Source organism: Dokdonella aquatica (assembly GCF_051987395.1).
GTDB lineage: Bacteria > Pseudomonadota > Gammaproteobacteria > Xanthomonadales > Rhodanobacteraceae > Dokdonella.
In genome coordinates this window covers 3,369,077-3,381,819 of the sequence record NZ_CP197094.1, presented here as the reverse complement: position 1 = coordinate 3,381,819, position 12,743 = coordinate 3,369,077, and the positions used below count along the sequence as shown (strand labels likewise).

Genomic DNA, 12,743 nt, shown 5'->3' with positions numbered 1-12,743 from the left:
GGAGGCGCCCGGTGTCGCGGCCTTCGTGCTCAGAACGGGATCTTCCCGCGCAGGATGTCCCAGTACATGACCCAGTCGCCCATGAAGCTGTAGAGCGGCTGCTTGAACGATGCGGGCTTGTTCTTCTCGTAGCCGAAATGGCCAACCCACGCGAAGCCGTAGCCGGCGACAGGCGCGAGCAGCAGCCACCATGCGTTGCCGCTCGCGATCGCGAGCAGCACGATGCCGAGAACGAGCGAGCTGCCGACGAAGTGCAGGCGGCGGCACGTCGTGTTGGCGTGTTCGGACAGGTAGAACGGATAGAACGCCCGGAACGTGTCGTAGCGGCGCGCGGGCGCGGCGGGCGTCGACGTGGTGGACTGGCTCATGGCTCGTCTCCGCGGAGGATCAGGCGTGCAGCATAGCGCCGACCGCGCGCGGACGCCTCGTGCGGCGCGGCATCGTTCAGCGCTCCGGCAGCGGGATGAACTCGGTCTCGCCGGGCACGGCGTCGAAGCGGCCGTTGGCCCAGTCGTCCTTCGCCTGCGCGATGCGCTCGCGCGAGGCCGCGACGAAGTTCCACCAGACGAAGCGCTCGCCGTCGAGCGGATCGCCGCCGAACACGATCGCACGCGCGGTGCCACTCGCGACGATGCGCACCGTCGCGCCGGAGGCGACCACGGCGAGCCGGTGCATCGGAATCTCGAGGCCGTCGACCTCGAGCGTGCCCTCCATGACCTGGATCGCGCGCTCGGCATGCTCGGGCGGAAGCTCGAACGCGGCGCCGTCGTCGAGGCGCACGTCGAGGCAGAACAGGCGCGAGTAGACCGGCACCGGCGAGCGGTGGCCGAAGGCCTCGCCAGCGACGAGGCGCAGCCGTACGCCACCGTCGTCGGTCATCCATTCGGGCAGGTCGTCGACGTCGTGGTGCGAGAACGACGGCGCGACCTCGGCATCGGCCTGCGGCAGGCCGACCCAGAACTGCGCGCCGTGCATGCGATGGCCTTGCGCACGCTCGATCGCGGGCGTGCGCTCGGAATGCGCGACGCCGCGGCCCGCGGTCATCCAGTTGACCTCGCCGGGGCGGATGTCCTGCACGACGCCGGTGCTGTCGCGGTGCGTGAACACGCCCTCGAGCAGGTAGGTCATCGTCGACAGGCCGATATGCGGATGCGGACGCACGTCGACGCCACGCCCGGGCGCCATCTCGACGGGACCGATGTGGTCGAAGAACACGAACGGGCCGATCGTGCGCGCCTGCATCGACGGCACCATGCGGCGCACGACGAAGCCGTCGCCGAGGTCGTGCTCACGCGGCGGGATCAGCTTGACGTTGGACGTTTCCATCACGGCTCCGGCGGGGGCGAAGGAAGGCGCGAGCTTAGCGCGCCGCTCACCACGCGCGCGCGTACTGCGGTGGCGCGTCGAGCGGCGCACCGAGCACGTGCGCGGCGCGACGCGGCCACGATGGGTCGCGCAGCAGCTCGCGACCAAGCAGGACGAGGTCGGCCTGACCGGCGTCGAGGATCGCCTGCGCCTGCGCAGGCTCGGTGACGAGGCCGACCGCCGCGGTCGCGATGCCGGCCTCGTTGCGGATGCGTGCCGCGAACGGCACCTGGTAGCCGGGGCCGGTGACGATCTTCTGCGTCGGCACGAGGCCGCCGCTCGACACGTCGACGATGTCGACGCCTTCACCACGCAGCAGGCGTGCGAGTTCGATGCTCTCCTCGACGTCCCAGCCGCCGTCGGCCCAGTCGGTCGCCGACAGGCGCACCGACAGCGGCAGGCGCTCGGGCCAGCGTGTACGCACCGCGCGGACGACATCGAGCACGAGGCGCACGCGGTTCGCGAAATCGCCGCCCCAGGCGTCATCGCGCATGTTGGCCAGAGGCGACAGGAAGCCGTGCAGCAGATAACCGTGCGCGGCATGGATCTCGACGAGTTCGAAGCCGGCCGCGAGCGCACGCTCGGCCGACGCGGCGAACGCCTGCACGATGCCGGCGATGCCGTCGGCGTCGAGCGCATCGGGCACCGGACTCGAGGCCGAGTAGGCGAGCGCCGATGCCGCGACCGGTGTCCAGCCGCCCTGCTCCGCCGGCACCGGCTTGCCGCCGCGCCACGGCGCATCGACGCTGGCCTTGCGCCCGGCGTGCGCGAGCTGCACGCCCGCGACCGCACCTTGCGACGCGATGAAGCGCGTGATGCGCGACCACGCCTCGACCTGCGCGTCGTTCCAGAGCCCGGTGTCGAACGGCGAGATGCGTCCGACCGGCTCGACCGCGCTCGCCTCGGCGATGACGAGGCCGGCGCCGCCGGTCGCGCGCGCGCCGAGATGCGCGAAGTGCCAGTCCTGCGGCAGGCCGTCGACGGCCGAGTACTGGCACATCGGCGAGACGCCGATGCGGTTGCGCAGGCACACGTCGCGCAACGCGAGCGGTTCGAACAGCATGGGGAGTTTCCGGACGGCGGGAGTCGGCCGATCTGGGGCCACGCGTGCGCGGCCGCAAGCGTCAGCCGAGCACGTCGCGCGTGAGCCAGGCATCGACCGCAGCGGCGACGGGCTCGGAGGCCTTCATCCACGAGAAGTGCGTGGCCTCGCCGTTGGCGAAGACGTCGGGCGAAAGCAGCACGCGTTCGATGCCGGCCGCAGGGAACTTGCCGAGCAGCCAGTCGAACGATGCTCGTGGACCGAGCCAGTCGTCACGCATGCGCACGGCGAGCAGGGGCCTGGCAAAACGCGCCATCGCGGCCTCGAATTCAAAGGCGACCGACGGCACCACGTAGCGTCCGAGGCGCCCCGTGCGCGCCCAGTCGCGCATGACCGTGCTCGCCTCGTTGCCACCGAAGCCGAGCCGACGCCCCGGGAAATGGCCGACGACGGCAGTCAGCAGCGGCATGACGTGGAACAGCCACCACAGCATCGCGCGCTTGCCCGGGAACGTGCGCCAGTACGGTGCACCGCTGGCGACGTGCAGCAGGCCCGCGAACGCGTCGCCGCCACGCCGTGCACCGTGCAGACTCGCGAACTGCGAGCCGAGGCTGTGCCCGCCGATGATCCACGGCAACCCGGGCCACGCCGCGCGCGCGACGGCTTCGCTCGCGGGCAGGTCGGCCTCGAGCAGCTCCCGGTAACCCCAGTCGACACGACGCGAGGCGCGCCGGTCGCTCGACCCGACGCCGCGCCATTCGTGGATCGCGACCGCGATACCGTGGCAGGCGAGCGCCTCGGCGAACGGCTTGTAATGCTTCGCGGGCACGCCGAGCGCGGGAATCCACAGCAGCGCGGCACGCGGTGCGGGTGGCGCGACGAGGATGAGTTCGGCGCGCGCACCATCCGGGGCGACGACCGGTTCGACACGAACCTCGGGGGCCGAGATCGGTGCCAGTGTCACCGCGCGCTCACCGGCGCAGGTCGCCGTGCCAGGCGCAGCCGACCAGCGTGCGGCCGCCATGGACGACCGTGGCCTTCCAGCCGTAGACGCTGCCGGTCAGCGGTTCCTCGCACGGCACGCGCTCGATCGTGATCGCGACAGGCCCCTCGGACGGTGGCGCGGTGCGCTCCATGCGCGGCGCGACGTACGGCACGACCAGCGGTGCCGCACCGGGTGCGGCGACAAGCGTCGTCGCGGAGGCGGTCGCTTCGACCGACCATTCGCCTTGCGCGCCGCGCGCGGCATAGGCGATGCCGTCGAGGCGCGACTCGCAAGTCCATGCATCGGTACCCGCGAGTTCGAGCGCGTCGAGCTCGACACCGTCCTGACCCGAAAGACGACCTTCGGCGATCACGAAGCGCGGTGCCTCGCCTTTCGCATCGAGTGTCCTCACGGCATCGGCGACGCCGTCGCCGATGCTCGTGATGCGCCGGCGCGTGGTCTCGCCACACGCCGTGAAGAAGCCTTCACGCGCTTCGACGACACCGCGTACGCGAGGCGCCGAAGCGATCGCCTCGACCGTGGCGGCGGGCGCAGGCGCGGCCTGCGATGCAGACGGCTGCGGGGCAGCCTCCTGCGGCTTGCCCGAGCACGCGGCGAGCATCGCGACGGCGAAGGCCGCCGTCGCGTGCAGGGACTTCGAACGTTCGATCATGCGTGCCCTCCCCGGCCGCCGTCGTGGATCAGCGACGCCCGCGCTGCGGACGATCGCTCGCGAGGCTCACGCGAAGCGCGCCGCCTTCCTGGAAGCTGCCGTCGAGTCCGGCGATCGCGGCGCGCGCCTCGTGGCCTTCCATCGCGAGCTCGGCGAAGCCCTTGCACTCGTTCTTGAACGGATCGATGGCCATCTTGAGCTTGTGCACCTTGCCGAACTTGCCGAACAGCTCGGTGAGCGAACGCTCGGTGGTCTCGCGCGGCAGACCGCGCACGTTGAGAGTGATCATGGGCATCCTGTCGTGGGCAAGCCACCGGAGATGGCTACGAATCCCTGAAAAACAACGGGGCCGCGGCGTGAACGCCGCGGCCCCGACGCGAAAGCTTGGCGAGCGGGGAAAATCAGGCCGCCGTGACGTCCTCGGCCTGCAGGCCCTTCTGGCCCTGCACGACCTTGAAACTCACGCGCTGTCCTTCCTGCAGCGTGCGGAAACCCGAGCCGTTGATCGCGCGGAAATGCACGAACACGTCCGGGCCGTTCTCACGGCTGATGAAACCGAAACCCTTGCTCTCGTTGAACCACTTCACGGTGCCGACCTGACGATCCGACATTGAAACTCTCCAAAACAATAACGTAGAACGCCCAGTGCCCCGACAAGGGGGCCTCCCAACTACACTGGGAATGCAGGGCTCGGAGAGCAGTCGACGAAGCGGAGATCCCGGCATCGGCCCACGGGCAAACGCGACCGTGCAAACACAGCGGGGCCGAGTCTATACCAACTTTTTCGGTGATGCGATAGCCCCGAAAGTCCCTTCCGGATGAACTTTTTCAGTCCGCGGGGCCGACCGTGAAGCTCTCGCCGCAGCCGCACTCGCCCGTCGCGTTCGGATTGCGGAACACGAACGCGGCATTGAGACCCTGACGCTGGAAGTCGATCTCGGTGCCGTCGACGAATGGAAGCGCCTTGCGGTCGATCAGCACGCGCACGCCATCCTGGTCGATCACGCTGTCGCCATCCGCGACGTCGCGCGCGAGGTCCACGGTGTAGGCGTAGCCCGAGCAGCCCGTACGCTTGATGCCGAAACGCACGCCCACCGCGGACGGATCACGCGCGAGGAAGTCGTGCATGCGCTGGAGCGCGGCATCGGTGAGCTGGATCGACATGGCCGTTGTCCGTGGAAGGCGTCGCGGCGCGATGGTAGCACCGCACCGGGATCCGATATGCAGCCCGCGGGCGTCGAACTCAAGGCGATCCGCGGGTCAGCAGCAGCGTCGCGAAACTGCCGAGCCAGTGCGCACCGGCGTAGTGCTCGCCGCCGACCGCGTCGAGCCCTGCCTGCGCGTGCCGTGCCGCAGCGGCGCGCAGGGCCGGGATGCGCCGATCGCTCGGCGGCAGGCCGTCGGCAATCCCTTCGAGCGCCCAGGCGCGGCTCAGGTTGAGCCCGTCCAGATGCGCGAGCTTGCCGTCGCTCGCGTCCCGCACCACGCCGGGCTCGAGCCAGGCCGCATCGGCGCGGCGCGGGATGCGCGGCAGGAAACCGTCGAGCCAGCGCGCGAACGCGCGCGGCTCGAGCACGCGCCGCATGAGGTCGGCTTCGCCGAGGCAGGGCGAGACGAAATCCTGGCCCGACGGCTCGTAGGCGAGCGGGCAATCGCGGTCGGCGAGGTGGAAATCTCGCGATCGCGCGAGCACGGCCGCACGCAGCACGGGCTCGCTGCCGTCGGCGGTCGCCTCGAGCACGAGCGAGAACGCGAACGCGGTCTGCGCATGCTCGCCCGAGCGGATCGGTGCGGTCAGCTTCGGCAGCCAGCGCTGCAGACGCGCCGCGGCCTCGTGCTCGAGCGGCGCGAGCGTGGCGGCCATGTCGCGCGCGGCCGGATCGTCCCAGGCGCGCAGGTCGGCGCCGAGACGCAGCAGCCATGCGAGACCGTAAGGGCGCTCGAACGTCTCGCTGCCGCGCGCGAGCGTGGCGAGTTCGCCGGCAATGCGCTCGCGCGTGAGGTTGCGCGCGAGTGCGGCACGAGCTTCGGCCACGAACGGCGCCTGCGGGAACGTGCGCGCGAGGCGCACGAGCAGCCAGTGGCCGTGCACCGACGAGTGCCAGTCGAAGCAGCCGTAGAAGGCCGGATACAGCACGCGCGGCGCACCGACATCGCCGTCGCCGCGCAGCTCGTGGGTGATCTTGTTCGGGTATTCGCGCTCGATGCACGACAGCGCGAGCCGCGCGAAACGGCCGGCCATGGCCTCGTCGAGGCGCGGGACGGCATCGGGCTCCGGCGCGGCCGCGACGACAGTCGGGGCAGCCATCGACAAGGCTGCGAGGAGAAGAAGCACGCGCAGGGCGGGAACGGCGAGGCGTCGCATGGCCACGATCCACGGGAGGAGATGACTTATCATGTCGCGTTCGGTCATCCCGATCACCCTGCCGCCGCGTGCGGCGTTCCCGGAGTCGTTCCCGCATGTCCGTCGTCAGTGTCAAGCAAGCGCTCAGCGGCTCGATCGCCGCAGGCAGCACCATCACCGTCCGTGGCTGGGTACGCACGCGCCGCGATTCGAAGGCCGGCCTGTCGTTCGTCAATCTCAGCGACGGCTCGTGCTTCGACGCGATCCAGGTGGTCGCGCCGGACACGCTGGCCAATTACGCCGACGAGATCCTGCACCTCGGCAGCGGCTGCTCGATCGTCGCGGAAGGCGAACTCGTCCCGTCGCAGGGCAAGGGCCAAGGCTTCGAGCTGCAGGCCAGTCGCATCGAGGTGATCGGCCTCGTCGACGATCCCGAGACCTACCCGATCCAGCCCAAGCCGCATTCGCTCGAGTTCCTGCGCGAGGTCGCCCACCTGCGCCCGCGCACGAACCTGTTCGGTGCGGTCACGCGCGTGCGCCACACGCTCGCCGCGGCCGTGCACCGTTTCTTCCACGAGAACGGCTACTACTGGATCAACACGCCGATCATCACGACGTCCGACGCCGAAGGCGCCGGCCAGATGTTCCGCATCTCGACGCTCGATCTCGCCAACCTGCCGCGCACCGAGAAGGGCGCGATCGACTTCCGCAAGGATTTCTTCGGCAAGGAAACCTTCCTGACCGTCTCGGGCCAGCTCAACGTCGAGGCCTACTGCCTCGCACTCAGCAAGGTCTACACGTTCGGCCCGACGTTCCGCGCCGAGAACTCGCACACGGCCCGCCATCTCGCCGAGTTCTGGATGATCGAGCCCGAGATCGCGTTCGCCGACCTCGCCGAGGACGCGCGCGTCGCCGAGCAGCTGCTCAAGTACGTGTTCAAGGCCGTGCTCGACGAACGCGCCGACGACATGGCGTTCTTCGCCGAGCGCGTCGACAAGAACGCGATGTCGCGCCTGGAAGGCTTCGTCAATGCGCCGTTCGAGCGCATCGACTACACCGATGCGGTCGAGATCCTCAAGAAATCGGGCAAGTCGTTCGAGTTCCCGGTCGAATGGGGCGCGGACCTGCAGACCGAGCACGAGCGCTACCTCACCGAGGAGCACGTCGGCCGCCCTGTGGTCGTGACCAACTACCCCGAGAAGATCAAGGCGTTCTACATGCGCCTCAACGACGACGGCCGCACCGTCGCGGCGATGGACGTGCTCGCGCCTGGCATCGGCGAGATCATCGGCGGCTCGCAGCGCGAGGAGCGCCTCGACGTGCTCGACGCGCGCATGCAGCAGTTCGGCCTCGATCCGGCCCACTACGGCTGGTACCGCGATTTCCGCCGCTACGGCACGGTGCCGCATGCGGGCTTCGGCCTCGGCTTCGAGCGTCTCGTGGTCTACACCTGCGGCCTCGCCAACATCCGTGACGCGATTCCCTACCCGCGCGCGCCGGGCCAGGCCGAGTTCTGATGCTGCTGGCACGCGAATTCCTGCTGCTCGGCGGCCTCGGCCTGATCGTTGCAGGCCTCACCACCTACGCGATGACGTGGGTGCTCGTGGCCGTGCACCTGCGCGACCACCATCCCGAGGAGCGTCGCCGCGTCAGCGGTTTCATGCTCGGCCCGCGCCCGTTCGGCTGGTATCTCATGCGCCGCTACCGTGCGCTGCGCGACCGCATGCTCGATCCGGTCGCGCGCATGGGCTTCATCGGCGCCTGGGGCATGGTGTTCGGTGTGGTGTTCACGGCGCTGTCGCAGGCGCTCGGCTGGATCTGAGGAACGAATCATGAGTGACGACACGATCACGATGCAGCCCGGCGAGACCTCGACCGAATGGTGGATCGCCGGCATCGGCGACACGCTGGTATGGGCACGCCTGGACGTGCTCGAGACCGGCATTGCCGAAGTACTCGACAGCAGCGGCGAGATCCTGCGCTTCGACGACGAGACGCAGGCGCGCATGGCTCTGCTCGACGCCGAGTTCCGTGCGTTCGACGGCCTCGACGAGGACGACGCCGCGAACATGGGCTTCGATCTCGAATCGATCGAACCGCCGCACGGTGCCAGCGACGAGGAAATCGTCGCCGGCATGATCCTCAAGCTCGCGCGCATCCAGTAGGCACGACCATGGACCTCGACCTTTCCGGCAAGCACGCGCTGGTCTGCGGCGCCTCGCAGGGCATCGGCCGTGCGGCTGCGGTCGAACTCGCATCGCTCGGCGCCGACGTGACCGTGCTCGCGCGATCGCGTGACGCGCTCGAGGCGGTCGTCGCGGAGCTGCCGCGCGTGTCGTCGGCGCAGCGCCACGGCTGGGTCGCCGCCGACATGAACGAGCACGCCGAACTGCGTGCGCGGGTCGAGGCACTCGCCACCGGACAGGGCGTGCACATCCTCGTCAACAACACGGGCGGACCGCCGGGCGGCAGCGCGCACGAGGCCTCGCTCGACGCGTTCCGCATCGCGTTCAACCAGCATCTCGCCGCGGGCCAGATCCTCGTCCAGGCCGTGCTGCCGGGCATGCGTGCAGCCGGTTACGGGCGCATCGTCAACGTGATCTCGACGTCGGTGAAGGAACCGATCCGCAACCTCGGCGTGTCCAACACGATCCGCGGTGCCGTCGCGAGCTGGTCGAAGACGCTGGCCACCGAGCTCGGCCCGTCGGGCATCACCGTCAACAACGTGCTGCCGGGCTACACGCGCACGCAACGCCTCGAGCAGATCCTCGCCGATCGTGTCGCCGCGACCGGCGACACGGCCGAAGCCGTCGCCGCACGCATGCTCGCGACCGTGCCGGCCCAGCGCTTCGCTGATCCGTCCGAAATCGCTGCCGCGATCGCATTCCTCGCCTCGCCGGCTGCGGGCTACATCAACGGCATCAACGTGCCGGTCGACGGCGGACGCACGCTGTCCCTGTGAGCCGACCTGCCGGCACGATGCCGGCAGGCCTCATGTCGCTGTCTTACTGGATCACGCCGCAGGCGATGCGCGGGCCCGAATCGCCGGCCGGCTGCGAGGTGTAGTCGTCGGCCTTGGCGTGCACGACGATGGCCTTGCCGAGCGCATCGTTGGGCGTACCACTGCGCAGGCTGACCTTGGCGACCGCATCGACCGTCGCAACGCCGGCCGCATCGGCCTTGATGTTGAAGATGTCGCCGGCGTGGTGCGCGGCACCGTCGGGCTTGCCGTGGTCGTGACCGTCCGGATTGAAGTGGCCGCCGGCACTGCTCGCGTCGGGCGCGGTGCAGTCACCCTTCTCGTGGATGTGGAAGCCATGCTCGCTGTCGGGCGTGAGGCCACGAATCTCGCCGCGGATGTGCACGCCGTCGCCCTCGGCGACGAGGTCGAGCGTGCCCGTGGCCGTGTTGCCCTCGGTGGAGGTGAGCATGACCGAGGCCTTCGAGTCGGCGACGACCGGCGTCGCGGCAGGCGGATTCGGCACGGTCGTCGTCTCGGGCTTCGGCAGCGCCGCGGGCGCCGGCTCGCTCTCGGGCTTCGAACACGCAGCCAGGGCAGCGATGACGGCGATGACGAGGAACTTCTTCATGGATCTCTCCGTTGGGGAAGGAAGGCGCGCGGAACGCATGCACGGACGACAAGCGAGTCTACGAAGCTGAACGACAACGTCGCATGAAACGCGCCCGCGTGCACGCCGTGCGGACGACATGCCGCACCGGACTCGATCGCAGCGCGGATCAGGACGCGCGATCGCGCCTCGCCTGCGCCGCGTCAAGGAACGCGCGCATGAGCGGATCGGCGGCGAGCAGTTCCGGATTGCGGCCATCGTGGAACTCGGGGTGCCATTGCACGCCGACGACGAAGCTCTCGCCAGTGTGCCGGATCACTTCGATGATGCCGTCGTCGGACCAGGCCTCGGCGACGAGCCCGCGGCCGAGCACCTTGACGCCCTGATGGTGGATCGAATTGATGCGCGCGACCTCGAGACCAGGATGCAGCGTCGCGAACCAGGCCTGCGGATCGATGCGCAGGCCGTGCACGTGTTCGTCGTAGGCCTCGCGGATCACGTGGTGTTCCTTCGTGGCGCCGTCGGCGCGCAGGTCCTGGTAGAGGGTGCCGCCGAACGCGACGTTGATCAGCTGCATGCCACGGCAGATGCCGAATACGGGCTTGCCCGCCTCGGCGAAGCCGCGCACGAGCGAGAGTTCGAAGCGGTCGCGAAGCGCATCGACCGCACCGACCGTATGGGTCGGCTCTTCGCCGTAGGTGCGCGGGTCCATGTCCGCACCGCCCTGCAGGATCAGGCCGTCGAGGGAATCGACGAAGTCCGGGATGTCGATGTGCGAGGGACGGATCAGGCTGTCGCGCTCGACCGTGGGCACCATGACCACCATCGCGCCGAGCGACATGACCCAGTGCGCGACCGACTGTTCGAGGTATTGCAGCGTCTTGCCGCGAAACCCCAGCTCGGCCGGCACTTGGCGCAGGATGCGCGGCGACACGCCGATCAGCAGTTTGCGGGTGTTGCTCATCGTCGTCCTCCGCGTGGGAAGCCCATGCTAGCCGCGTCGGCGCCGCACGTCGCGCTCACGGCGAAGCGTGGAACGCCTCGGTCGCAGGCACGCCGTGCAGACCCGGCACGGTCGCGTCGACAAGCCAGTCGACGACCTCGCGCAGCGACTCGAGGCGTGTGTGGCCGGCCTCGCAGCCACGGCGGTAGACCTGCAGCTGGCCGTGCGCACTCGAGCCACGGTCGAGGATCGCATCGAGTGCGGCGATCTCGCGCTCGCAATCGAGCGCGCGCGCATCGTCGGCGAGGCGTTCGCGCAGGGTCGCGAGCAGCGAGGCGACGGGCACGACATCGTCGCGGGCCTCGTCGATGAAGGTCGCCTCGATGCCGCCGCGCATCGCGCGCCAGCGGTTCTCCTCGATCACGCGACGCGTCATCGGCGTGCGCACGGCGCCCCACTCCGGATCGCGCAGATGACCGCGCACGAGGCAGCGGAACAGTGCCGCGATCGCGAGCGCGTCGTCGAGGTGTGTGCAGCAGTCGGCTATGCGCAGCTCGAGTGTGGGATAGCGCGCGGCGGGACGGATCGCCCACCACAGCGAACCGGGCCCGTCGATCGCGCCGCTGCGCACGAGCAGGTCGACGAACGCGTCGTAGCCGGCCTGGCCGTCGAGGAAGTCGGGAATGCCGGTGCGCGGCCATTCCGCGTAGACCGCCTGCCGGTAGCCGAGCAGGCCGGTGCGCTCGCGGCTCCAGAACGGCGACGAGGTCGACAGCGCGAGGAACAGCGGCAACCACGGCATGAGGCGGTTCATGAGGTGCACGCGGTCGACGCCGGCCGGCACGGCCACGTGCACGTGCATGCCGCACAACAGGTTGCGTCGGCCGACGATCTGGAAATCGTCGATGAGGCGCGTGTAGCGCGGCTTTTCGGTCGTCGACTGCGTATGCCACGACGCGAGCGGGTGCGTGCCCGCGGCAAGAATGCGCAGGCCTTGCTCGGCCGCGACCTCGGCGATGCCGCGTCGCAGGCGTGCCATCTCCTCGCGCGCAGCATCGGCATGGCGGAACACCGGCGATACGGCCTCGACCTGCGACTGCAGCATCTCGTGGCTGACCCGCGCGCGTCCGACGCGCTTCTGGCAATCGGCGACGAATGCCTTGGGCAGGCGCGTCACCGCCTGGCGCGTGGCCGGGCTGACCACGAAGTACTCTTCCTCGATCCCGAACGTGTCGATGGCGCGCCCTCCTTCGTGGCGCGCTGGATCATGCGAGGGCGAAGCGGAATGCGCGCCGAACGTCCCGACGGCGCGGGCGCGAGTCTTCAGGCCGCAGGCGGGACGAGTTCGTCGGCGGCCACGATCACGCCGTTGGCGTCGGCGTACAGCCACGCACCCGGTGTGAACGCGACACCCGCGAACGCGACGTCGACGTCGATCTCGCCGAGGCCGCGCTTGTCGGTCCTGAGCGGATGCGCGGCGAGCGCGAGCACGCCGAGGTCCAGCGTCGCGAGCACCTCGACATCGCGCACGCAGCCGTGCACGAGCACGCCCTCCCAGCCGTTCTCGACGGCCTTCTGCGCGAGCAGGTCGCCGAGCAGCGCGCGGCGCAGCGAACCGGCGCCGTCGACGACGAGCACCCTGCCCTTGCCCGGCGTTGCGACGACGTCGCGCACCTTCGAGTTGTCCTCGAAACAGCGCACGGTCGTGATGCGGCCCGAGAACGCCGCGCGGCCGCCGAACGGACGGAATCGCGGTTCAAGGACCTGCACGCGGCCTTCGAAGGCGTCGCAGAGATCGGGCGTCGTGGGCGTCATCGCGTGA

Annotated in this window: 17 protein-coding genes; 4 read left to right on the top strand and 13 right to left on the bottom strand. The window is 69.7% G+C overall.

What is annotated here, in order from left to right:
• Positions 1–29: 29 nt before the first annotated feature.
• From ACQQ2N_RS15140 to ACQQ2N_RS15100, 9 genes are all read right to left on the bottom strand, one after another.
• Positions 30–368, bottom strand: a complete 339-nt coding sequence (locus tag ACQQ2N_RS15140; RefSeq protein WP_440222410.1) for an Mpo1-like protein — start codon at positions 366–368, stop codon at positions 30–32.
• A gap of 76 nt (positions 369–444) precedes the next feature.
• Complete coding sequence (locus tag ACQQ2N_RS15135) at positions 445–1,326, bottom strand: pirin family protein (protein ID WP_440222409.1); 882 nt, start codon at positions 1,324–1,326, stop codon at positions 445–447.
• Positions 1,327–1,372: 46 nt separating this feature from the next.
• On the bottom strand, positions 1,373–2,428 hold the full coding sequence (locus tag ACQQ2N_RS15130) for an NADH:flavin oxidoreductase/NADH oxidase (RefSeq protein WP_440222408.1): 1,056 nt from the start codon (positions 2,426–2,428) through the stop codon (positions 1,373–1,375).
• Positions 2,429–2,489: 61 nt separating this feature from the next.
• The gene (locus tag ACQQ2N_RS15125; RefSeq protein WP_440222407.1) at positions 2,490–3,371 is read right to left on the bottom strand and encodes an alpha/beta hydrolase family protein; all 882 of its coding nucleotides are present in this window, start codon (positions 3,369–3,371) and stop codon (positions 2,490–2,492) included.
• Between the two features lie 7 nt (positions 3,372–3,378).
• Positions 3,379–4,065 (bottom strand): hypothetical protein, encoded by a 687-nt coding sequence (locus ACQQ2N_RS15120; protein ID WP_440222406.1) that lies wholly within the window; start codon positions 4,063–4,065, stop codon positions 3,379–3,381.
• A gap of 28 nt (positions 4,066–4,093) precedes the next feature.
• Complete coding sequence (locus ACQQ2N_RS15115) at positions 4,094–4,354, bottom strand: RNA recognition motif domain-containing protein (protein ID WP_440222405.1); 261 nt, start codon at positions 4,352–4,354, stop codon at positions 4,094–4,096.
• A 112-nt stretch (positions 4,355–4,466) separates the two neighbouring features.
• Positions 4,467–4,676 (bottom strand): cold-shock protein, encoded by a 210-nt coding sequence (locus tag ACQQ2N_RS15110; RefSeq protein ID WP_440222404.1) that lies wholly within the window; start codon positions 4,674–4,676, stop codon positions 4,467–4,469.
• A gap of 217 nt (positions 4,677–4,893) precedes the next feature.
• The gene (locus ACQQ2N_RS15105) at positions 4,894–5,229 is read right to left on the bottom strand and encodes a HesB/IscA family protein (protein WP_440222403.1); all 336 of its coding nucleotides are present in this window, start codon (positions 5,227–5,229) and stop codon (positions 4,894–4,896) included.
• A gap of 79 nt (positions 5,230–5,308) precedes the next feature.
• Complete coding sequence (locus ACQQ2N_RS15100; protein ID WP_440222402.1) at positions 5,309–6,373, bottom strand: DUF2891 domain-containing protein; 1,065 nt, start codon at positions 6,371–6,373, stop codon at positions 5,309–5,311.
• A 152-nt stretch (positions 6,374–6,525) separates the two neighbouring features.
• On the opposite strand from ACQQ2N_RS15100, the gene asnS reads away from it, so the two are divergent.
• The 4 genes from asnS to ACQQ2N_RS15080 are packed head-to-tail and all read left to right on the top strand — an operon-like array spanning position 6,526 to position 9,371.
• Positions 6,526–7,926: an asparagine--tRNA ligase gene (gene asnS, locus ACQQ2N_RS15095; protein WP_440222401.1), complete on the top strand. Its 1,401-nt coding sequence runs from the start codon at positions 6,526–6,528 to the stop codon at positions 7,924–7,926.
• Entirely contained in the window at positions 7,926–8,231 is a 306-nt protein-coding gene (locus ACQQ2N_RS15090) for a hypothetical protein (RefSeq protein WP_440222400.1), read from the top strand. Before asnS ends, ACQQ2N_RS15090 begins: the two co-directional genes overlap by 1 nt.
• 10 nt (positions 8,232–8,241) lie before the next feature.
• Positions 8,242–8,574: a hypothetical protein gene (locus ACQQ2N_RS15085; RefSeq protein WP_440222399.1), complete on the top strand. Its 333-nt coding sequence runs from the start codon at positions 8,242–8,244 to the stop codon at positions 8,572–8,574.
• A gap of 8 nt (positions 8,575–8,582) precedes the next feature.
• Positions 8,583–9,371, top strand: a complete 789-nt coding sequence (locus tag ACQQ2N_RS15080; protein WP_440222398.1) for an SDR family oxidoreductase — start codon at positions 8,583–8,585, stop codon at positions 9,369–9,371.
• 43 nt (positions 9,372–9,414) lie between these two features.
• On the opposite strand, the gene ACQQ2N_RS15075 is transcribed toward ACQQ2N_RS15080, so the two are convergent.
• The 4 genes from ACQQ2N_RS15075 to rraA all read right to left on the bottom strand — a co-directional run bounded on the left by ACQQ2N_RS15075 (position 9,415) and on the right by rraA (position 12,736).
• Complete coding sequence (locus ACQQ2N_RS15075; protein WP_440222397.1) at positions 9,415–9,999, bottom strand: superoxide dismutase family protein; 585 nt, start codon at positions 9,997–9,999, stop codon at positions 9,415–9,417.
• Positions 10,000–10,147: 148 nt separating this feature from the next.
• Positions 10,148–10,942: a gamma-glutamyl-gamma-aminobutyrate hydrolase family protein gene (locus tag ACQQ2N_RS15070; RefSeq protein ID WP_440222396.1), complete on the bottom strand. Its 795-nt coding sequence runs from the start codon at positions 10,940–10,942 to the stop codon at positions 10,148–10,150.
• A gap of 55 nt (positions 10,943–10,997) precedes the next feature.
• The gene (locus ACQQ2N_RS15065; protein WP_440225775.1) at positions 10,998–12,143 is read right to left on the bottom strand and encodes a carboxylate-amine ligase; all 1,146 of its coding nucleotides are present in this window, start codon (positions 12,141–12,143) and stop codon (positions 10,998–11,000) included.
• A 101-nt stretch (positions 12,144–12,244) separates the two neighbouring features.
• Positions 12,245–12,736 carry a ribonuclease E activity regulator RraA gene (rraA, locus tag ACQQ2N_RS15060; protein WP_440222395.1) on the bottom strand — a complete coding sequence of 164 codons (492 nt, stop codon included), beginning with the start codon at positions 12,734–12,736 and terminating at the stop codon, positions 12,245–12,247.
• Positions 12,737–12,743 lie beyond the last annotated feature (7 nt).